Origin of the sequence: Psychrobacter sp. APC 3426 (assembly GCF_030408035.1) — a bacterium.
Lineage (GTDB): Bacteria > Pseudomonadota > Gammaproteobacteria > Pseudomonadales > Moraxellaceae > Psychrobacter.
This window is the reverse complement of record NZ_JASDCF010000001.1, coordinates 270,392-291,223: the sequence shown is the minus strand read 5'-3', so window position 1 is coordinate 291,223 and position 20,832 is coordinate 270,392. Positions and strand designations below refer to the sequence as shown.

Below are 20,832 nucleotides of genomic sequence, written 5' to 3'. Positions count from 1 at the left end.
AGCACTACAAAGTAATAACAAAGTTAACCTTTGCTGTCAGTCATAATAAAAAAATTGAGGTTACTTTTATCTTATATAAGTAACGATAATTTAATAATCATCCGCCAGCGAGAAGCCAGCATGTCTACTTTGACGTTAACGATTAATAAGCAGGATTATCAGCTTGATAATCTCGATCCGCGCACGACATTGCTCGATGTCTGCCGCCAACATTTACAAATCACTGGTCCCAAAAAGGGCTGTGACCACGGTCAATGTGGTGCCTGTACCATTCTCATTAATGGCAAGCGCGTGAATTCATGTTTGACGCTAGCGGTCATGCACGATGGCGATGAGGTTACGACGATTGAGGGCATTGGATTGCCTGAGTCGTTATCTGAGTTGCAGCAAGCCTTTAAAGATCATGACGCTTTCCAGTGTGGATATTGTACCCCTGGGCAAATCTGTTCAGCGACGGCATTGATAGAAGAGGTCAAACAAAACTGGCCAAGCCACGTCACTACTGACCTGCAAAATCCTGATGGCCTCCTAGTACAAGAAATCGCTGAGCGTATGAGTGGTAATATTTGTCGCTGCTCCGCTTATCCTAATATTATTAAAGCTATCTCTCAAGTATTAGAGCGCCAAGTAGCCGACAAATCTAAAACGTCTGTAAGTAACCCAGTACAAGGCTCAGAAGTAACTGGTATTTGGTCGCCGCCGCCAAGTGAGGCGCAGCTAGGTAACAAGTCGTCGAATAATAAGACTGCCAATAGCACATCAGGAGGCCGCTCATGAAACGCTTTGAATATATTCGTGCCCTTGAACCGCAGCAAGCGGTTATGTTTGCTACTCCTAAAGAAGCCTCATTTATCGCAGGCGGTACCAACCTCTTAGATTTGATGAAGCTAGAGATTGAAACGCCAACTAAATTAGTTGATGTGACGCGCTTAGAATTACAACAGATAGAAACGACTGATGACGGCGGACTGCGTATCGGTACGCTGGTCAGCAATAGTGATTTGGCTGCCCATCCTGAGGTCATTGCAAATTATCCGGTATTGTCTCGTGCCATATTGGCAGGAGCGACTGGTCAGCTACGTAACAGAGCGACAACGGGCGGCAACTTTTTGCAGCGTACTCGTTGCTATTATTTTTATCAAACAGACAGCGCTTGTAATAAACGTGAACCGGGCACAGGATGTCCTGCTATCAACGGGGAGAACCGTACCCTAGCTGTCTTAGGTACCAGTGATTCATGTATTGCTCAGCACCCATCCGATATGGCAGTGGCAATGCGCTTACTGGATGCCACGATAGAGACAGTTAAAGCAGATGGCTCGACTCGCGCTATCGATGTGAAAGATTTTTATTGTTTGCCAAAAGACACGCCGCATATCGAAAATGTGCTAGAAGCAGGCGAGCTGATTACTCATGTTGTATTACCTGCCCCTATTAAGGGCATGCATACCTATGACAAAGTGCGTGATCGCGCTTCTTATGCCTTTGCACTGGTATCTTGTGCCGCAGTCATCGATGCTGACGACAATGGCAACCTAAAGACAGTACGATTGGCGTTCGGCGGCATCGGTACCAAGCCATGGCGTAATGAAGAGGTTGAGGCACTATTAATGGATACCGATGGCAATAGCGACGTTATCACGCAGGCCGCTGATCTATTATTGCAGGATGCCAAAGGTAATGGTCAGAACGACTTTAAAATACCGTTGACGCGTCGCCTACTAAAACAAGTTATTCAGCGCGCATTAGCGGGCGAGGGAGCATAATCATGGCACTATTAGAATCAATCACACAGTCAGAACCAACCAAAAAACTGACCATGGATGAGCCTGTTGAAACGCTATTTAGCACAACGGCAAGCAAGCTAGTTGGTAAGCCAATCAACCGTGTTGATGGTTCCCTAAAGGTTAGCGGTCAAGCGAAATACAGTGCCGAAATACACTTGGACAATCAAGCCTATGGTGTATTGGTAGGCGCGACCATTGTTAAAGGTCAAGTTGAGAGTATCGATAGTGACTCTCTAAAAGGCATTCCTAATATTATTAAAGTCGTGACCGATCCTGAGCACTTTTTGCGTAACTCTCAACAAGGGACAAAAACTAAAGCACCCAAGCAAGGGGTTAGCGAGATTTTTTATCATGGTCAGCCTATTGCAGTGGTCGTCGCTGAGACTTTTGAGGCGGCAAGAGAAGGCGCTAAAGCGCTGAAAGTGACTTATAAGGATGAGACTGACCAAGCGGCACTGAACTTTACCCAAGAGCTCTCTAACGCACATGCGGTAGATGAAAAAAAAGGCTCTGATAAAAATAATGTCCAAGGCGATCCAGACCAAGGCTTAGCTGATGCGGCAGTGACCGTTGATCGCTTTTATCATACCCCAAGTCAAAGCAACTCTCCGATGGAGCCCCATGCAACGTTGGCTCATTGGGAAGGCGATAAGCTCGTTTTGTATACTTCCAATCAGATGCTCGCTTCTTGCAAACAGCAAGTCATGGATGCTCTGGGCCTAAATAAAGATCAAGTACAACTGATCGCATACTATGTGGGTGGTGGGTTCGGTAGTAAGCTCGGTATTGCTCCTGAATCTATTGCAGCGGCGATTGCTGCGAAAGATCTGGGTCGTCCTGTGCTAATCACTATGACGCGTTCACAAGTGATGGAAGCAACGGTCAGACGCTCAAACACGCGTCAGCGTATCGCAATCGGCGCGAACAATGACGGCGTGATCGATACATTGATTCACGATACGATCTCTAGTAATTTGCCAGGTGAGGCTTTCTTTGAGCCAACTGCTCTATCTACGCACCATCTATATAGCGGCAAAAACCGCCGTGTGAATTATGAGATGGTAGACATGAACCAAGTGTTGTCAGGTTCTATGCGTGCGCCTGGCGAAGCGGTAGGTATGATCGCGCTTGAATGTGCCATGGATGAGCTTGCCACACAGTTGGAGATTGATCCGGTTGAACTACGCCGTCGTAATGAGCCAGAGCAAGATCCGAGTCAAGATATTCCTTTCTCAACGCGCCAATTGATTGCCTGTATGGAACAAGGTGCTGAGCATTTTGGTTGGAGTGAGCGAAACGCCAAGCCTGCCAGTCAATTAGAAGGTGACTGGTGGATAGGCACAGGCATGGCAGCATCCGCTCGTGGTAACCAATTACAGCCTTCAGAAGCTCGCGCCACCTTGCAGATAGATAGCTCAAAAGCACTTGGTATCAAAGCAGTTATCGAGACAGACATGACAGACATCGGTACAGGGTCTTATACGGTGTTTTCTCAGGTAGCGGCAGACCTGTTAGGACTGCCTATCGACCATGTTGAGATGAAACTAGGTGACAGTGCATTGCCACCAGCATCAGGCTCAGGTGGCAGTTGGGGTGCTGCGAGTGCGGGTAGTGGTGTCTATCTTGCTTGTGAGCAGCTGCGTGAAATGCTAGCAGAAAAAGTTGGTCTGTATCCTGACAACATTCAGTTAGACAATGGTCAAATCAAGAAAACAGGCGAGCATGCTTTAACGGCAATGGAAGCTGCCAAAAAGAGCGGCCAATCATTTGCTGACAGCACTATTGATAAGCTATCGCAAACCACAGGGCTTTCGCTATCAGGACAGTCAGCATCACAAGAGTATGATTTTGATAATACAGAGTCTTATGCGCTTGCGGATGTGGTCGCTGACTATGATGAGCAAAAAATCACTGCCAAAGGCCAGATAAAACCGGGTAAGAACGGTAAGAGCCATCGCCAAGCCTCTTTTGGTGCGAACTTCGCTGAAGTGGCGGTTCATAAAGTCACTGGTGAGATTCGGGTGAAACGTATGACAGGTGCATTTGCCGCTGGTCGTATTCTGAACCACAAAACGGCTACCTCGCAATGCTATGGCGGTATGGTGTTCGGTATTGGCTCAGCGTTGATGGAAGAAGTGATTCATGACAAACGTGACGGTCGTCTCTGTAACCATGACCTTGCCGAGTATCATGTGCCAGTTAATGCGGACGTACCGCAGTTAGATGTCATATTGGTAGAAGAAGATGATCCTTATACCAATCCAATGCACATCAAAGGTATCGGTGAGACGGCTATTGCAGGTGCTGCTGCCGCGATTGCCAATGCTATCTATAATGCGGTTGGTGTGCGTGTTTATGACTTCCCGATTACCCTCGACAAGCTGCTTTATGAGATGCCAGAGTAGTTTTTTAAATTAACTTGTATACAAAAAGAACCCGCCTAAGCTGCGGGTTTTTACACCCTAACGGTTTATAACATAAGCAAGTTATAACATAAGCAAAACAAGAGGCGTTATGAATCAAATCGCTGACATTCTCAAGCTAGCAGGTGAGGCCGCTCAACAAAACGTTGATGCTGTACTGGCAACGGTCGTCCGTACCGAAGGCTCAGCATATCGTCGTGCTGGCGCGATGATGCTTATATGCGCAGATGGACGCTCGGTCGGAATGATAAGTGGTGGCTGCCTTGAGCCGCATATTATCAAACGTGCCTTTTGGCTTACTCGTAATGGCGCAAGCGTACAAGTTTATCAAACGGGCGATGATATTGAATACACCAAAAATGGCGAAGCGAAAGCAGCTGCTAAAGAAGAGACGTCCGAAAATGATTTTTTAAATGTTGATTTCTATGATGAACCAGACCTTGATTTAGACGAGTTGAATTTTGGCTTAGGATGTAATGGACGGGTACATGTTTTGTTTGAGCGCTTAACGACAGCGACGGCGCTTTTGAATGTTATTGGTCAAGTTCGAGGTACGCAGCAACCCGTCACGATAGCCACATTAATTCGCTCTGCTAGTCGCCAAAACTCAAATCCTGAACTGCAAATCGGTATGCGCATTAATTTGGATAATTATACCGAGTCAGAACAAATTACGACTATAGGCGCTAATGGTATTGGCACTAGTAACAGCTTAAATCAAGCCGGGTTTGATGTTTCAAATACTCTTTTCAATACGGTCGAAAACCTAGCTCAACATGAGCTTGGTAATAAAAAGACCGAATACGTTGTTGTGAAAGATGATGACCATTATGACAACGTTAATTTAACAACAGAGTGGCTGGTACAAAGATTAGAGCCACAAATCCGTCTGCTGATTTGCGGTGCAGGCAATGATGTCATGCCGCTGGTCACCATGGCAAAATTGCAAGATTGGCATGTCACCGTCGTAGATAGTCGCGCGCAATACGCCACACGTATACGTTTCCCGCAAGCAGATGAAGTGCTGCCGTTATCGTTGGAAGATACGGATACTTTGCTAAAGCTCAGTCATAACGCTGCTGTGGCACTGATGTCACATAGCCTCAGTCAAGACCGTGCTCGCCTTGCGGTACTATTGACACGTGCCAATCACTATAAGTACCTCGGACAATTAGGCCCGCGCTATCGTACCGAGCGTCTGATAGATGAGATTAAGGCTACTAAATCTGATCCTAATATTTTAAACAACGGTATCAATAAGCTACAGTATCCTATCGGCTATAAGTTAGGTGGCGATGGGCCCGAAGCTTTGGCGCTGGGTATCATGGCGCAAATAAACGCGGTTATGCATGGACAAACGCCACCAGCTAAATGTGTAGATTTAGATAATAGTGACTTAACTATGATGAGCCACGCATGATGACTCAAAATCATGCGGTTATCATTTTGGCAAGTGGTCTCAGTCAGCGCCTTGGCCAAGCAAAGCAGCTACTCAAAAAAGATGGCGAACCGTTAATCCGTTATATGACCAAGCTTGCATTAGCGACCCAGCCGCAAGCCATTATCATTGTTATTCCTGAAGATAATCCATCAATAGTCAGTGCGGTTACCGAGTTAGCTACTCAGCATGCCATTATCCACACGGTTACGAACCTAACACCCGAAACAGGGATGGCGCATAGTTTATATTTAGGTATTGAGGCATTAGTTAATCTTGACGACAGTCTTGTTAATCGTGTTTTGATAATGGGGATTGACCAAATCTTACTTAATGAGCCGCATTTAATAGAGCTGCTAGCGGGTCAACAGACTGTGGTTGCAAGTGGCTATAGTAGTTTGAGACATTGGAGTAATGGGCAGGATTTAGATAAAACAGCCGATACTGAAACCTTTAAAAAAGATATCATCGGATTGCCTTTAGCGATTGATTACGAGTTGCTAAAACAATGGCAAGCATCGTTAACAGGAGATAAAGGGCTGCGTTACTTAATTAGAGGACTGCCTTCTAGCCAAATAAGTACCGTGAATAAGCATCAGCTCAGCTATGATATTGACACGCCTGAGCAACTGACTTATGCCAAGCAACAAGGCTGGCTTGATACATAATCACAGATAGAGGCTTCAATGACAAAGGTGATAGAAACTAAACGTCTTTATTTGAGACAGTGGCAGCCAGCTGACTTTGGGGTATTTGCTGAAATGAATGCCGATCCAGAAGTCATGCGTTATTTCCCCAAGCTATTGTCGCCAAAATTGAGCGATGTAATAGCCAATAAATGCCAGCAGCTGATTGCAGATAATGGCTGGGGGTTTTGGGCAGTGAGTGAAAAAGACGGCCCAAAAGCGGACAATAGCTTTATTGGCATGGTGGGTTTAAATGCAGCTCATGCGGATATGTCATTTGCGCCTTGTGTGGAGATTGCTTGGCGGCTGCATAAAGACTATTGGGGACAGGGTTACGCCACTGAAGCCGCGCGTGCAGCGCTGAAATTTGCTTTTGAAGTTCTAGCGCTTAACGAGGTCGTCGCTTTCACCGCAGTCATTAATAGACACTCGCAGCTTATCATGCAGCGCCTTGGCATGGCGGATACACAGGAAGATTTTTATCACCCTATGCTTGATGCTAGACACCCACTTGCCAAGCATGTGTTATACAAAATAACGCGGCAGCAATGGCAAAACACTATCGAAAATTGACTGTATTTATAATTACCATTTATAGGATTTACTTACTATTATCCCGCGAAAACGTCAAAATGTGCCCTTTAAATGGCAAGTCAAGATAAGTGGTATTCTCGGGCTTGACGTGTTGACTGCTAAAACCATATTCAAGCATTTTATTGGTCAGCTTGTTTTTGCGCCCACGCCCAGGGTCTACGACGATGACCTCACATTTTGGTAACGCATGACGTTCGATAAATTCAGCCAAAATATCAATATGTTGGTCTTCATAGAGTAAATCACTACCGATAATGATATCGAACTTGCCAAGGTGGCTATTGTCCTCGGCCCAGTCTAAACGTTCAAAATTAATTTCTTTGTTATTATTCAAAGTGGTATTACGATCAAGGAAGTACTCGACCGTTGGGTGATAATCAGTCGCGGTGATATCCGCATGCCGATGATTGAGCAGTAGGCTCGATAATGCCATGCCGCAGCCAACCTCCAAGATACGCTTACCCGCAATATCATAATCAAGCATGTGATTGGCCAATACCAAGCTTGACGGCCAAATCACGCCAAACATCGGCCAAGAAGCTGAACAAATACCAAGGTCTCGTGCCTCGTCGTCAGGGTCACTAAATTGTTGGTTATCACGTAGGGTGCAAATATGAATGTCGGTGCTGCCAATTTCAATCGTTTGATAACGCACGCGTACAGTCGTCAGCGAAGTCATAAACTGTCCTAAAAATAAGCAAGAGTGCAAGGTTTGGCAAAGACTGCCATTTCTGAAGGGTGATTTTTTATAACAATAGCTTAAAAACAATAGCTTAAAAATGATTGATCATTAAACAAAGCCACAAAAGTAAGTATGACCTAACATTTGACAAGTTACTGTTAATTATGAGGGTAGTATCGTTGCTAAGTGAATACCACTGCCAACAACTGATTCAGGAAAATAAGAAGCATTTTGGTCGTTTCAATAGAAAAACGCGCTTAACTCATATGCTCAATGAAACGATAGGCAGATGAGTTAAACGCGTTTATGGCAATGATAGAGGCTGTATTTGAGTTGGCTTCACTGAGAAGCTTAGTTTAAAAACCTTAATCCAGAAGTCTTTAATGCCCAGACCAGTTCCACAAAAGCACGACTGTTGGTGAGAGGCTCACCATCGATGATGAGTACATAACCTGAACCATCAATCCATAAGAATACAAAGCTGGTCTCAGGAATCAACAAGTCTACTTGCTGAAAGAACGAAATTGCTTGGCTTTCTACTGCCCAGCCACGTTGCTTTTGGCGTAGCATAAAGCCTGAGAAGTCAGCGGCCGCCACACTCAGCATATCCGCCTCTTCTTGGCTGTAGCCAATACGAGCAAGACAAAAACCTTCATCAGAGCCAATAGCAGCACGGCGTTTACCAGATAAGCTAGCAACGACATAAGGTAAAAACTGATCCAATGGCAAGTTTGGGGCAGGTAAAAATAAAGACAGTTTTTCAATCCAGCCTTGCTCTATAAAGCTCTGTAACCATTCCTCAGAATAGCGCTCCAACCAATCAGCGGCGAGCAGTGTTTGCCCATAGGACAATAAATCCTGTAATGATAGCTGCTCGTTTGTAGGCTCACTTTGTGAAAACGCCTCAAAAATACCGGCTGGGGTTAAAGTAAGATAGGTTTTCTCAGCATTCAAGTAAGAGGACATAGCGGCTACCATTGTGATGAAAGTGTTAAATAGGCGATAAATTAAGTTTTGATATTCTGGGGGTTGGTTTGGTCAAGGCGCTGTTGGCAATCATTCCAGCGCTCATCGAACTGCCAGTCGCTTTTGCCCAAACGGAACCAAACCAAAGAAAAAGCTAGGCGGTCGTTACGAGCAATACAATGAGCAAAGAACTCATTTTCGACTTGCTCAATTGTACCCCAGTCCTCATCATCGCGCGCTTGCATAAGCTCCGTTGTGATGTCTTTAGAGATTTGTTTGGCATCATCGCTACTGATGCGCAATCGCTGCTTTTGCTCATTCAATGATGGTGACACCAATACGCTCCAGCGCGTTGCCAGCATGCTGTTGCGCTGAATGTAGCTCTTTTTATCGATGCAGTTACGAAACCCTTGTGCGACATGAGGATATAGACGGTCCTTAATACGGGTAAATAGGTTGCTTACATCATAAGGAATATCATACCAGCAGCCATAAAAAAAGTCTGCGACGGCACCTTGCAATGGCTCTTTTTCACTCAACAGCAGGGCAGCATTGATACGTTGTTCATGAAAGTGCCGATTGGCAGGTGCCAAAAACACTTTACGTGAGTAAAAGCGAAACGCTCGGCGCGCCTCCATCTCAGTCTCTTTGATAAGGTCTACATCGGACATAATAGAATCCTTTAGGTCATGACACCATTATTAGCCATTTTATAGCGCTAATGCTTAAAGGTCATGACCTAACTAAGTCATGACCCAACTGAGCATAGTGCCATTGATTAATGGCTAGTCAAGTAAGGTTTGCATCAAATCAATCATGAACTCAGCATCTTCTTCGTCCATGGCTTCAAATCCTTGTGGCATGCCAAGTTCGGCCAATGCTTCTTTGCCATCATCGTCATTATGCAGATTCAGAATCGCATCCATAAAGATTTCAGTATCAGGGAAGTCGTCTTTGATTAGCAGAACATGGCTAATATCTGCCAAATCACTTTCGATCAGCACTGATAACTGGGTTTTGGTCAGGCGCGAAAAACCATGGAAAACCTCTGCTAAAAAGAAAGCCGCTTGGGCATCGCCTTTAATGACCTTGCGAGCAGCAGCCTGATAGGTTTCAGTGACATCCCAGCTTAGGTCCGACTCTTCTATATCCACGGCTTCTAGTAAGCGCAAGCCAATCAGCTTAACATCGCGGTTGTCTGCCATGGCAACGGTCGCACCGGCTTTGATATCTTCTAGGCTATTGATAGCGCTATTAGTCGCTGCGGCGATGACCATTTCATCAGATTTGCCAATAGGGCGCGCCACTGCTCGGTAGCCTTGTTCACGGATGAGAGTGGCTGCATCAAAAGGGTTGGCGTAAATAACCTGAATATCGCCAGCACCAATCACTTGCTCTTGCTCTGCATGTGAGGCTGGGATATTTAGGTGCATGTTTAAGTTGGCACGCTTTTGAATCAACGTGTTAAACATGTGCCAGCCTGCAAAACGGTCAGGCGAAAAATCAGGGGCGATTAACATATTGTGTGTCGTCATGATTTAACCTTCCTCATTTTTTTTCATTTGGGCATACTGAGCCTGTGCGGCTTCGATTTTGCTGCGTGATGGCTTACGACGTACAGACGTGTAGCCCACTGTTTCGCCGCGACGCACATTAGGCACCACAGTGGCATAGACCCAATAGTGACTGCCGTCTTTGCATAGGTTTTTGACATAACCATGCCATTTTTGTCCAGCCTCGGCGGTATCCCACAGGTCCTTATAGGCGGCTTTTGGCATGTCAGGATGGCGCAAGATAGATTGTGGCTGACCGATGAGCTCGTCAACACTATAACCGCTAATCTCGACAAAGGCATCATTGACGTGGGTTAAGACGCCATCCAAGTCTGTACGCGAAACAATGAGCTTGCCATCAGGGTAGGGACGTTCGACACCGGTATCATAAACGGTGCGCGAGGTACCGTCATGATAGGTTAGGGTCATCTGCTCAGCTGGCATATCAGGCTTGAGTGCATCAGGGATTGGAGAACCCATAGTAATCTCCTTAATTTATCGTTATATTCATCGTGATTAAAAAATTAATCTAGCTGTTGTCGATGATATGATTCATGACGATTAAGTTTTGGTTTTATTAGTCTTAATCGCTGGTCTATATAAGTTGTCTATATACATAGAAGGTGTTCTATATAGGCAATCAGTCTTACCTTATAAACACTCATTTTTAGCTTCATACATTTTATAAGACAGTCGCTCAATGTTATTTTACAGTGGTTTTATCTACTAAGTGATAGCGATGACCACATTAGTAAAGCATAAAGCGGCGAACCACGTTATCGACAACCTTCCAAAGTAACGGATTAGATAAGTTTTGCTAGGGCTTCTGAGGCACGCTTGATATCCAAGAATATCAAACCAAGTTTGGCATTTGGTTTTGCCATAATAGTCAAGACAGCCTCATCTCCTGATGACGTCATGATGACATAGCCTTTTTCGCCTTGAATCATAATACGGTCGATACTGCCACGTGCAAGCTCACGACCTGCGCGGTCACCTAGCGATAATAATGCCGCTGACATGGCGCCAACACGGTCTTCATCAACGCCTGTCGGTAGGGCTGATGCAATCATAAGACCATCGTTTGAAATTAGGGCAGATGCTTCCACATCGGCTGATGAGCTGTTTAGGTCTTCCAAGATTTGCTGGAATGAATCTGTACGCATATCGCTTTCTCTATGACGGGTTATTAAATTTATTAAATAACTGTTAGTAATGAAAAAATAGACTTCGACGAACGCCGATTATTATAAACCCTTACCATTAATATTGATATACAGACAGACAGACAAAAGACCGACTTTAGAGCTTTTTTTACCGTTTGGCTCTAATAATTAGCCTTCTATCAGCAATAGCTTAAATTAAGTAGATAAAAGTTGGTTTTTTCGATGACGATGAAAGGTTTGGTCTAAGAAGGAAGTGAATAGGTATCGACTGAAAAGTATCGGTTTTAATCGGTAACCAATAGAAATGCATAACAATAAACTCATTAATTTTTTTTGACTAACGAGTACAAACGAACCTGCTTTCGATGGTTTATACTAAAAAAATCGCTCATAACTTTGCATGATGGTGATATTCACTAGACTTATACACCAAAAAAATGATATATAGTTATGAGATAAAAACTACTTTTGCCTTCAAACCCATCGTTTGGGCACAAAGTCAGTCAGCTTTTCTAATCCCATTGCCTTCTATATATGACCGTGTATAGGGGCGATTTCAGTCTTACATCAGCGTCTGCAATCCCCTCGTTTGCTGCCATGCGACGCAACGTCGATGTAAATAAAAGCACGTTCACAATCTTTACCCTAAGGAAGCTATATGAGTATCAGTCAGGCCATCGAAAAAGTCGAAGCATGTTATGCCCATCAACCTGAATTCGTTCAAGCGGTAAAAGAAGTAGCGCTGACCATTGCGCCTTTATACGATGCGCATTCAGAATATGAAACATTAAAGATATTCGAACGTCTGGTTGAGCCTGATCGTATTATTTGCTTTCGTATTAACTGGGAAAACGATAAGGGTGAAGTGCAAGTTAACCGCGGCTGGCGTGTGCAGTTCAGCAACGCCTTAGGTCCTTATAAAGGTGGTGTTCGCTTTCATCCAACGGTGAACCAATCTGTTCTTAAGTTTTTGGGCTTTGAACAAATCTTCAAAAATGCATTGACTGGTCTACCAATGGGCGGCGGTAAAGGCGGTGCTGATTTCGATCCTAAAGGGAAGTCGGATAGCGAAATCCGTCGTTTTTGTTATGCCTTCATGCGTGAATTACATCAGTACGTCAGTAAAGACATCGACGTACCTGCTGGCGATATTGGTGTCGGTGGTCGTGAAGTCAGCTATATGTTTGCTATGTACAAAAACCTAACTCGTGAGCATGGTGGTGTATTGACGGGTAAGGGTGTCGGTTTTGGTGGCAGTTTGATGCGCACAGAAGCCACAGGTTATGGCGCGGTATATTTCTTAGAAAACATGCTAGCGGTACAAAACGAAAACATCAAAGGCAAAAAAGTACTGATATCAGGCGCAGGTAACGTCTCACTTCACGCTGCTGAAAAAGCCCATATGTTGGGTGCCACAGTACTGACAGTATCTGACTCACAAGGTACGCTCTATGATGAAAACGGCATGGATCAAGAAAAAATTGATTGGTTAAAAAATCAAAAAGCGCAAAGCAAACCCTTGTGTGATTATGTCGATATTTATGGTGGTGAGTGGTTCACCAAGCAAAAGCCATGGCACATAAAAGGCGATATCGCGATTCCATCAGCGACCCAGAACGAAGTCAACGAAGATGATGCCAAGTTAATGGTTGAAAACGGTATCAAATATATCGCTGAAGGTGCTAATATGCCATTGACTGCTGATGCCGTTGACTATATCCGTCTGCATCGTGTGCACTATGCACCAGGTAAAGCGGCCAATGCTGGCGGCGTAGCAGTATCTGGTCTTGAGATGTCACAAAACTCAGTACGTCAGTATAAGACGTTTGAAGAAATCGATGAGCGCCTAAAGCGTATTATGAAAAACATTCATGATTGTGCCGCTGAAGCGTCAGAACAATATGGTCAGACTGATGATGGCTATATTGATTATATGGCTGGCGCAAACATCGTTGGTTTTAAACGCGTGGCTGATGCACTATGTGCTTACGGTATTTTGAACTAATACTCTCCTAAAAGCGGATACTATCTTTTAGCTACCGTGCCTATATCATATGATAGGCACGGTTTTTTTTGTGCTTAAAATACGATGCTCGTGGTTTGATTGTCGATAATCTTAAGGATGCTCACTATTTTTGTACGTTTATTCTTGCTGAATTGCGCTAGTATATGAGGGAGTGGCTATTTAATAGGCAGAGTAAGGACGGATAAGGTCTCAAGCTGTACCTTAAAAAGCCCAAAAACTCACGATAAGACAGAAAGTATCGAATCAGTATTGAAAAATACTTTGAGTAGCCTCAAATCGGGCAACCAAAGCCAGATATTATAATACGCATATTTTATTATTATAGGGTCTTATCCTATCTTATATGCCGGATACACTTTTGCATCACTCATTTATCTTATAAGGACGCCTTATGAAACGTCGTACTCTTTTAGCCCTTGCCGCTAGTACCGTATTGCTTGCCGCTTGTGGTCAGTCACCTACCAATGAAGCTGAAACCAACGCTACGGACAGTGCCGCGACAGGCGGTTCTGATTTGCTACAACGTATCAATAATGGCGGCACTATCAACGTCGGTACCGAAGGCACTTATCCTCCATTTACTTATCATGATGAGAGTGGAAAACTGACGGGCTATGATGTCGAAGTGACGCGTGCCGTCGCTGACAAGTTGGGCGTTGAGGTTGAATTTAAAGAAACCCAGTGGGATGCCATGCTAGCAGGTCTGGACTCTAAGCGTTTTGATATGGTCGCCAACCAAGTTAGCTTAACCACCCCTGAACGTCAGGCTAAGTACGATATCTCTCAAGCTTACAGCTGGTCAGGCGCGGTGGTTTTAGCACCAACTGATGACAATCGCTATAGCTCTTGGGAAGCTCTGAAAGGTTTGCGCTCAGCACAGTCGCTTAGCAGTAACTATGGTGAGCTGGCAGAACGTTATGGCGCAGAAGTCGTTCCTGTTGACGGTATGGCGCAAGCGATTCAATTGGTCAAACAAGACCGTGCTGACTTTACAATGAACGATAATCTTGCCATCTTAGATTATCTAAAAAAATTCCCAGACAGTGCGCTTGAGATTAAACTAACGGCTCCCGTTAGTGAGCAGACAGGTTCTGGAATAGTCTTGATTAAAGGCGATGATGCCGTCGTAGCAAAATTAGACGAAGCAATGGCAGCATTAGCAGCTGAAGGGACGCTAACCAAACTTAGCGAAGAGTTCTTTGGTGCTGATATAAGTCAACAAAAATAATGCTGGCTTCCATCACATCAGTATTGGCTGAATTACTGGCACTCTTGCCATTCATGGACCCTGCGCGGGCGCAGATTGTTATCAATTCGTTTTGGCCAATGCTCAAAGGCGGTATCTATTATTCGATACCGCTGGCATTGATTTCATTTGCCATTGGTATGGCCATTGCGCTGACGGTAGCGCTGATTCGTATTGTGCCGCGTGCTGGTTGGTTTCATGAGATTATCTATAGACTTGCCCGTATTTATGTGTCTGCCATTCGCGGCACACCGATGCTGGTGCAGCTATTTATTATCTTCTATGGTCTGCCAAGTGTTGGTTTAAAGCTTGATCCTTTTCCTTCTGCGATTATTGCCTTTTCACTGAATATCGGTGCTTATGCGTCAGAGACGGTGCGTGCCTCGATTTTGTCTATTCCAAAAGGTCAATGGGAAGCCGGTTCGACTGTCGGCTTGACGTATCTACAGACCTTTCGTCATGTGATTTTGCCGCAAGCGTTACGCGTTTCTGTACCACCATTATCCAATACCTTTATTAGTTTGGTTAAAGATACGTCTTTAGCGTCATTGGTACTGGTCACTGAGCTGTTTAAGGAAGCGCAGATTATCACGGCGCGTAACTATGAGTTTATGCTGGTTTATACAGAAGCCGCAGTTATCTATTGGGGTATCTGTCTGTTCTTGACCTTTATTCAAGGTAAGCTTGAAACCAGACTCGACCGCTATGTGGCCAAGTAGTTTATCTGCTCATCCACTCGTTTTATGACAGTTTTAGCATCAACCGCGTATCAGGAACTTTTATGATTCAAGTCAGTAATATTCACAAAGCCTTTGGTAGTAATCAAGTGCTCAAGGGCATTGATTTGACCATTCATAAAGGTCAAGTCGTGGTCATATTGGGACCATCAGGCTCGGGTAAAACCACCTTTTTGCGTTGTCTAAATGCGCTAGAGATTCCTGATCAAGGGGTTATTGCTTTTGATGATGGTAGTTTGACGGTCGACTTTGCCACCAAGCCTAAAAAGAAAACCCTGCTGGCACTGCAACGTAAAGCTGGAATGGTATTTCAGTCTTATAATTTGTTTCCGCACAAGACCGCGCTTGAAAACTTAATGCTTGGGCCGACGGTGGTACAAGGACAAAGTAAAGCGCAAGCCCGCGAGCAAGCTTTAGTATTACTCGAAAAAGTCGGTCTCTCGGATAAAGCGGATTTGTACCCGTTTCAGCTATCAGGCGGTCAACAGCAGCGAGTGGGTATTGCGCGTGCGCTCGCTATTGAACCGTCGTTACTGTTGTTCGATGAGCCAACCTCTGCGCTTGATCCAGAGCTGGTGCAAGATGTCCTAGGAACGATGAAGCAGCTGGCTTCTGAAGGCTGGACGATGGTTGTGGTGACCCACGAAATTAACTTTGCGCGTGATGTCGCTGATCATGTGGTCTTGATTGAAGACGGTGTGGTGGTCGAAGAGGGTAGCGCGCAGCAGTTATTTGAGCAATCAAAGCATCCACGCACGCAAGCGTTTTTGCAGCGTATCACTGAATAGTTAGAATGAATCAAGGCCTTAATCAAGCTTAGATGTTGTAAGTATTCTATTGTAAAGTAAGGTTTTTAGACACAGACAAGCGGTTAAGCAAAATCCCCAACTATGATGTCATGGCTGGGGATTTTTTTGTCTTATAAAAACCAATAGAACGTGAGACTAAACCTTTTGCCGTCTCTTTAACCAACGCGGTACACGAGTGGTCGTACCATTTAACACCGCATTAAATAAAGCCGCTAGTAGAATTAATATCACGCCTAAATATTGAATCCATGATAATGACTGATGCAGTAATAGCGTCGCTAAAGCAATCGCCGTCAACGGCTCAAAGATAGTAAACACCGATGCACGAGTGGCAGGCAGCTTCTCCAAGGCCTTCATATAGAGGGCAAAGGGCACGACCGTTCCAATCAAAGACAGTCCCAAGGCGTAGCCCCACGTATGCAAAGGCAAAGTTAATAATTGCCCATACGTTTTATAGGTCTCGGGTAGTAAAAGTAATACGCCAGCACTGATAATGATAGAAGTAAAAAACACCAAAGGAGCAGGGTGCGCATAGTGCATCGCGCGCTTGCCGAGTACGCCATAGAGGGAATAACATACGCCTGATAGCAGCCCAAGCACAATGCCCCAGTTGACCTGTGCCGCATCGCCTAACATGGTTAAACCAACACCAAATACTGCCATGAGCGCCAGTAATGCTGACTGCCGAGTAATGGATTCATTCAGCAAAACTGCCGAAAATAATAAGCTAAAAACGGGCGCGGTATAAAGCAAGGCAACGGCAGGACCTGCACCAACATAGATAACGGCAAAGAAATAGCATACCGACATGCCGAGTACGCCAATCAACGATTGTATCGCCAGTCCAAGCCACTGCTTTGGACGCAGCTTAATGAGGTATGGCCATAGCTTTGGTAACATAATGAGAATAATGAAAGCGGCAGTCACAATACGCAAAATAGTAATTTGCCAACCACTAAAGCCGATTTGATTGAGGTAGGTCGAAAATATTCCCAAAGTACCCCAGCAGACAGCGGCTGTGATAATTTGAATGGTGCCTATCCATGACTGCCGTGCTGACATTGCGCTACCGGTGTTTGCCATATTGCTCTCTATTTTATTTTCTAGAAAATTCAAACAATAAGCTGTGTCAGTCTTTTAGCTAATGGCGCTTTTTTTGACTTGGTGCTCGTTGCCTATTGCTCCCTGCTCATTGCATAGTACTTAGTACTATGCTGAAATAACAAAAGACAACCTTGTTAAAGGCTGCCTTTTGTTTGTTGTTTTCAGTCTATCATTAAAGCGTTAATGAAGGACTAATACAAGTCGATTAAACTTAAAGTTCAATTTACTTGGGCTGCATGGTTTAAACTTGCAGTAAAAAGTTGCTTAGCAAGCGCTTAGCCCCTTCAGTGGCAAAGGACTCTGGGTGAAACTGTACGCCTTGAATCGGATAGTCTGTATGCTGCAATCCCATAATCTCATCTCCTGCTAGTGCCGAGTCAGCCAAACTTAAATCACGATGTTCGTCATTAGCAACGACGGCAGTGACGGTTAGGCAGTCAGGTAAGGTATCTGCTTGCACCATTAAAGAATGATAGCGCATGATTTCTATCTGTTGTGGCAAGCCTTGATAGACACCTGCATTATCATGGCGAATGGCTGAAACCTTGCCATGCATCGGCACGCCAGCTCGTACCACGTCACCGCCAAATACGTGGGCGATACCCTGCATACCCAAGCAGACGCCAAGCAGCGGCGTTGTTTTGCCCATGACTTCTATCACTTCTGCACAAATACCGAAATAAGCAGGGTCATCAGGGGCACCAGGACCGGGTGAGATGATGATACGGTCAAGATTCATCGCCTGCACATCGGCCAAGGTAATCTCGTTATTACGCTTGACGATAACGTTGGCTGCTTCTTTAGTACCATCTTTGTCACTGTCCATGGTTTGCAGAATCTCACCGATATATTGATAAAGATTAAAGGTAAAAGAGTCGTAGTTATCGATAATTAAAACATTCATAAGTCATAAGCTCTTTGCTGAAATATAGGGAGTTTAGGCTGTCATAAAGCTGTCTAAGACCACTTTCATGGCAGAAAGCTTACGCTGAATTTCTAAGTATTCATCAGCAGGGTTGGAGTCATAAACATTGCCGCCGCAGGTTTGCGCATAGGCGGATTCGCCATTAATAAATAAGCTACGAATAGGAATGGCAAAGATACAATCGCCATTAAAGTTAAACGACCCAAGCGCACCGCCATAAGCACCGCGACCATCAGGTTCTAGCTCGTTAATGACTTTGATTGCTTCGACTTTTGGTGCGCCAGATAAGGTACCAGCGGGGAAGTTGCTGGCAAGGGCGCTAAACATGTCCTCATCAGGATGCAAAATCCCAACAATTTCAGAGGAGATATGTTGGACGTGTGAGAAGCGTTTGATATCCATTAAACTACGTACTTTGACCGTACCAAAACGTGCGACGCGACCGATATCGTTACGATGCAAATCCACGAGCATATTGTGCTCGGCTATCTCTTTGGCATCGTTTAGCAAAGCGCGGGCAAGCTTACGGTCTTCTGCGATATCGACGCCGCGCTTGGCGGTGCCTGCCAGTGGATAGGTTTCCATCTCACCTTGACGTAAGCGAAACAGCAGCTCAGGGGAGGCGCCAATGATGCACTGCTGAGCAAATTTCATAAAGTACATATGCGGTGACGGATTGACCGCACGCAGCTTTTCATAAATCGGCATCTTGTCGCCTACAATGTGGTATTTGGACTTAAAGCCAACCTCACACTGAAAGATACGCCCAGAGATGATGTCTTCTTTGACTTGCATAACGACTTTGGCATGCTCATTTTGGCTCATACCATCACCCAAAAACTCCACGGTTGGCGGCTCATAGCTTGGAATGGGCGCATCAAGTAAGGCTTTGATTTGCTCGATACGATTGTCTTGCTGCGCGGTCGGATAATAGAAATAGAAAATCTCACCGGTCATCTTATCTAGTGTCAGACCATCTAAATAAACACCAAATTTAAACGGTTCAAAGTCGTCACTGGCTTTAGCATTGAGACTTGGCTCAAAGAAATTAACACTGTCATAGCCTAAATAGCCGACCAGTCCACCGCTTTGGTCACGGGCGATAACGTGCTGCGGGGTGATTTTACGTAGTAGCTCATAAGGGTTGCCCGTTTGATAGTGACTGGTTTCAGCGGTTTTATTGTCAGTAATCGCTAATGTGCTACGGTCCAATGCAGCAATGGTCATAACGGGGTCAAAACCAATGGCATGATGGCGCGCCATATGACCGTCTTCACCCAATGATTCAAGCAAATAACAAGTTTCAAAAGCGCGCTCAATACGTTTAAATAGTGCGAAAAAATCGATATCCTGCGTGAGTTTAATGCGCTGTGGCTTACTAGGAATATCAATGGCAGCAGGTTGGTTAGGCTTGGAGGTAGCAGAGGTCATAACAATGTCCAAAATAGTTCAATGATTTATCAAATAAAAATAAGGCAGATTAACATCATAATTTTTAACGAGTTAAGCGTCTTTAGTAGGTGTGCTTTTTATAGATGTACTTTCTCTATGAGTCTTTAATAAAGCGCTCACATCATGTGCTTGCATTGCTTTAGCACCGCGCGAGACAGTGGCGATACCAACTCCCAGTTGCTCAGATATCTCACGCTGGGTCACACCGCGTTCAAGAAAATCAAAAATACGGATACGATTGGCGATTTCTTGCTGCTCTTTATCGGTCAATAACGCACTGAATAGCCGCTCAATAGCGGCACTGTCATTACAATTTGCGAGATGAGTTAATAAACTGTGATATGGATTAGTGCTCATAGTATGTAATCTTTATAATAGTCAGGTCAGCAGTATGTTGTTTCAGTATTCTAGTACAGTAGTACGTAAAAAACAAGTAATCTGAATTAATGTGTTAAGTTTGAGCTATTCAGCATAACAAGCCAGCTAATCGCCATTAGCTGGCTTGTCTATTTTTTGATAACGTCATTGAGTGGCAATGTCGATTAGAGCGTTATTAAATATGACGTTAGCGTTAATATCTTATTAATATAAATTGCTGAGACATGAGCTGCTAATGCTTAAGCTTATTATTCTGCAAGCTCAATTTGTACCCGCCAATCATTGATATCGAGCTCATAACAGTTTTTGCCTTCACCGTTGATACGGTCAATCACTAAAAAGTCAGAATCACGACCAAGTGCGAGCAGGGGATGATGCCAAACATTGGCGTCATATTGTACACCTTGATGCGATTTGGCATGAAATACAGTCAAATCATCAGCAGACTGTGGCGGCTCGCCTTTAGGCGCAACCACGATAATATAATCCTGACCATTCATCGAAAAGAAAGCCTGAGTACCAAACGGGTGATATTCCATTACTGATAAGGCGATAGGAAATTCGCGCTTTTTGGCACAGAAAATACTCATACCTACATTGCCACCATCGAGCTTAGACTCGGCGATAGCATGATGACGCTTGGCGTAGCCATTGTTAATCTCATAACAATTTTCAGGCGTTTCTTCGTTTTTATCATACGGCTCAATAACCTTGCCATATGGCGCAAACTCAGCTTTAGTCAAAGGTTTGGCTATGATTGTAGTACTCATGAATTCACCTTACTATAGGTTAGTAACGTTAGTTGAACTAGTAACGTGAGTTAATTGGTAGGGGCGTTTAATTGGCAGTATCAGTAAATT

General features: G+C 44.5%; 21 protein-coding genes. 10 read left to right on the top strand and 11 right to left on the bottom strand.

Annotation, left to right across the window (positions count from 1 at the left end; translation table 11 throughout):
* Positions 1-120: 120 nt before the first annotated feature.
* The 6 genes from QL919_RS01305 to QL919_RS01280 all read left to right on the top strand — a co-directional run bounded on the left by QL919_RS01305 (position 121) and on the right by QL919_RS01280 (position 6,907).
* Positions 121-777, top strand: coding sequence for a 2Fe-2S iron-sulfur cluster-binding protein (locus QL919_RS01305; RefSeq protein WP_290187794.1), 657 nt, complete (start codon positions 121-123; stop codon positions 775-777).
* Positions 774-1,766: a xanthine dehydrogenase family protein subunit M gene (locus tag QL919_RS01300; protein ID WP_290187793.1), complete on the top strand. Its 993-nt coding sequence runs from the start codon at positions 774-776 to the stop codon at positions 1,764-1,766. Before QL919_RS01305 ends, QL919_RS01300 begins: the two co-directional genes overlap by 4 nt.
* A gap of 2 nt (positions 1,767-1,768) precedes the next feature.
* Positions 1,769-4,192 carry a xanthine dehydrogenase family protein molybdopterin-binding subunit gene (locus QL919_RS01295; protein WP_290187792.1) on the top strand — a complete coding sequence of 808 codons (2,424 nt, stop codon included), beginning with the start codon at positions 1,769-1,771 and terminating at the stop codon, positions 4,190-4,192.
* Positions 4,193-4,301: 109 nt separating this feature from the next.
* On the top strand, positions 4,302-5,630 hold the full coding sequence (locus QL919_RS01290; RefSeq protein ID WP_290187791.1) for an XdhC/CoxI family protein: 1,329 nt from the start codon (positions 4,302-4,304) through the stop codon (positions 5,628-5,630).
* Positions 5,627-6,316, top strand: a complete 690-nt coding sequence (locus QL919_RS01285; RefSeq protein WP_290187790.1) for a nucleotidyltransferase family protein — start codon at positions 5,627-5,629, stop codon at positions 6,314-6,316. The genes QL919_RS01290 and QL919_RS01285 overlap by 4 nt, the downstream gene beginning before the upstream one ends.
* Before the next feature lie 18 nt (positions 6,317-6,334).
* Positions 6,335-6,907 (top strand): GNAT family N-acetyltransferase, encoded by a 573-nt coding sequence (locus QL919_RS01280; RefSeq protein ID WP_101212510.1) that lies wholly within the window; start codon positions 6,335-6,337, stop codon positions 6,905-6,907.
* Between the two features lie 28 nt (positions 6,908-6,935).
* Here QL919_RS01280 and QL919_RS01275 read toward each other — a convergent pair whose 3' ends face one another.
* The 6 genes from QL919_RS01275 to QL919_RS01250 form a co-directional block, all read right to left on the bottom strand.
* Complete coding sequence (locus tag QL919_RS01275; protein ID WP_290187789.1) at positions 6,936-7,607, bottom strand: histidine kinase; 672 nt, start codon at positions 7,605-7,607, stop codon at positions 6,936-6,938.
* A 354-nt stretch (positions 7,608-7,961) separates the two neighbouring features.
* A complete protein-coding gene (locus QL919_RS01270; RefSeq protein WP_290187788.1) occupies positions 7,962-8,576 on the bottom strand; it encodes a hypothetical protein in 615 nt (204 codons plus the stop codon).
* Positions 8,577-8,617: 41 nt separating this feature from the next.
* Complete coding sequence (locus QL919_RS01265; protein ID WP_290187787.1) at positions 8,618-9,247, bottom strand: hypothetical protein; 630 nt, start codon at positions 9,245-9,247, stop codon at positions 8,618-8,620.
* Between the two features lie 114 nt (positions 9,248-9,361).
* Positions 9,362-10,111 carry a PhnD/SsuA/transferrin family substrate-binding protein gene (locus QL919_RS01260; protein ID WP_290187786.1) on the bottom strand — a complete coding sequence of 250 codons (750 nt, stop codon included), beginning with the start codon at positions 10,109-10,111 and terminating at the stop codon, positions 9,362-9,364.
* 3 nt (positions 10,112-10,114) lie between these two features.
* The gene (locus QL919_RS01255; protein ID WP_290187785.1) at positions 10,115-10,609 is read right to left on the bottom strand and encodes a PAS domain-containing protein; all 495 of its coding nucleotides are present in this window, start codon (positions 10,607-10,609) and stop codon (positions 10,115-10,117) included.
* Positions 10,610-10,932: 323 nt separating this feature from the next.
* Complete coding sequence (locus QL919_RS01250; protein WP_010201036.1) at positions 10,933-11,295, bottom strand: roadblock/LC7 domain-containing protein; 363 nt, start codon at positions 11,293-11,295, stop codon at positions 10,933-10,935.
* A 658-nt stretch (positions 11,296-11,953) separates the two neighbouring features.
* Here QL919_RS01250 and gdhA point away from each other — a divergent pair.
* From gdhA to QL919_RS01230, 4 genes are all read left to right on the top strand, one after another.
* Positions 11,954-13,300, top strand: a complete 1,347-nt coding sequence (gene gdhA, locus QL919_RS01245) for an NADP-specific glutamate dehydrogenase (RefSeq protein ID WP_290187784.1) — start codon at positions 11,954-11,956, stop codon at positions 13,298-13,300.
* 412 nt (positions 13,301-13,712) lie between these two features.
* The gene (locus tag QL919_RS01240; RefSeq protein WP_290187783.1) at positions 13,713-14,549 is read left to right on the top strand and encodes an amino acid ABC transporter substrate-binding protein; all 837 of its coding nucleotides are present in this window, start codon (positions 13,713-13,715) and stop codon (positions 14,547-14,549) included.
* Positions 14,549-15,286: an amino acid ABC transporter permease gene (locus QL919_RS01235; protein WP_290187782.1), complete on the top strand. Its 738-nt coding sequence runs from the start codon at positions 14,549-14,551 to the stop codon at positions 15,284-15,286. Before QL919_RS01240 ends, QL919_RS01235 begins: the two co-directional genes overlap by 1 nt.
* Positions 15,287-15,348: 62 nt before the next feature.
* On the top strand, positions 15,349-16,092 hold the full coding sequence (locus QL919_RS01230; protein ID WP_290187781.1) for an amino acid ABC transporter ATP-binding protein: 744 nt from the start codon (positions 15,349-15,351) through the stop codon (positions 16,090-16,092).
* Positions 16,093-16,248: 156 nt separating this feature from the next.
* Here the strand turns inward: QL919_RS01230 and QL919_RS01225 are convergent, their stop codons facing one another.
* From QL919_RS01225 to QL919_RS01205, 5 genes are all read right to left on the bottom strand, one after another.
* Positions 16,249-17,196 carry an EamA family transporter gene (locus tag QL919_RS01225; RefSeq protein WP_290187780.1) on the bottom strand — a complete coding sequence of 316 codons (948 nt, stop codon included), beginning with the start codon at positions 17,194-17,196 and terminating at the stop codon, positions 16,249-16,251.
* Between the two features lie 262 nt (positions 17,197-17,458).
* Entirely contained in the window at positions 17,459-18,121 is a 663-nt protein-coding gene (locus QL919_RS01220; protein WP_290187779.1) for an aminodeoxychorismate/anthranilate synthase component II, read from the bottom strand.
* 33 nt (positions 18,122-18,154) lie between these two features.
* Entirely contained in the window at positions 18,155-19,573 is a 1,419-nt protein-coding gene (locus QL919_RS01215) for an anthranilate synthase component I family protein (protein ID WP_290187778.1), read from the bottom strand.
* A 72-nt stretch (positions 19,574-19,645) separates the two neighbouring features.
* Positions 19,646-19,951 carry a Trp family transcriptional regulator gene (locus tag QL919_RS01210; protein ID WP_290187777.1) on the bottom strand — a complete coding sequence of 102 codons (306 nt, stop codon included), beginning with the start codon at positions 19,949-19,951 and terminating at the stop codon, positions 19,646-19,648.
* A gap of 269 nt (positions 19,952-20,220) precedes the next feature.
* Positions 20,221-20,742 (bottom strand): ureidoglycolate lyase, encoded by a 522-nt coding sequence (locus QL919_RS01205; RefSeq protein ID WP_290187776.1) that lies wholly within the window; start codon positions 20,740-20,742, stop codon positions 20,221-20,223.
* Positions 20,743-20,832 lie beyond the last annotated feature (90 nt).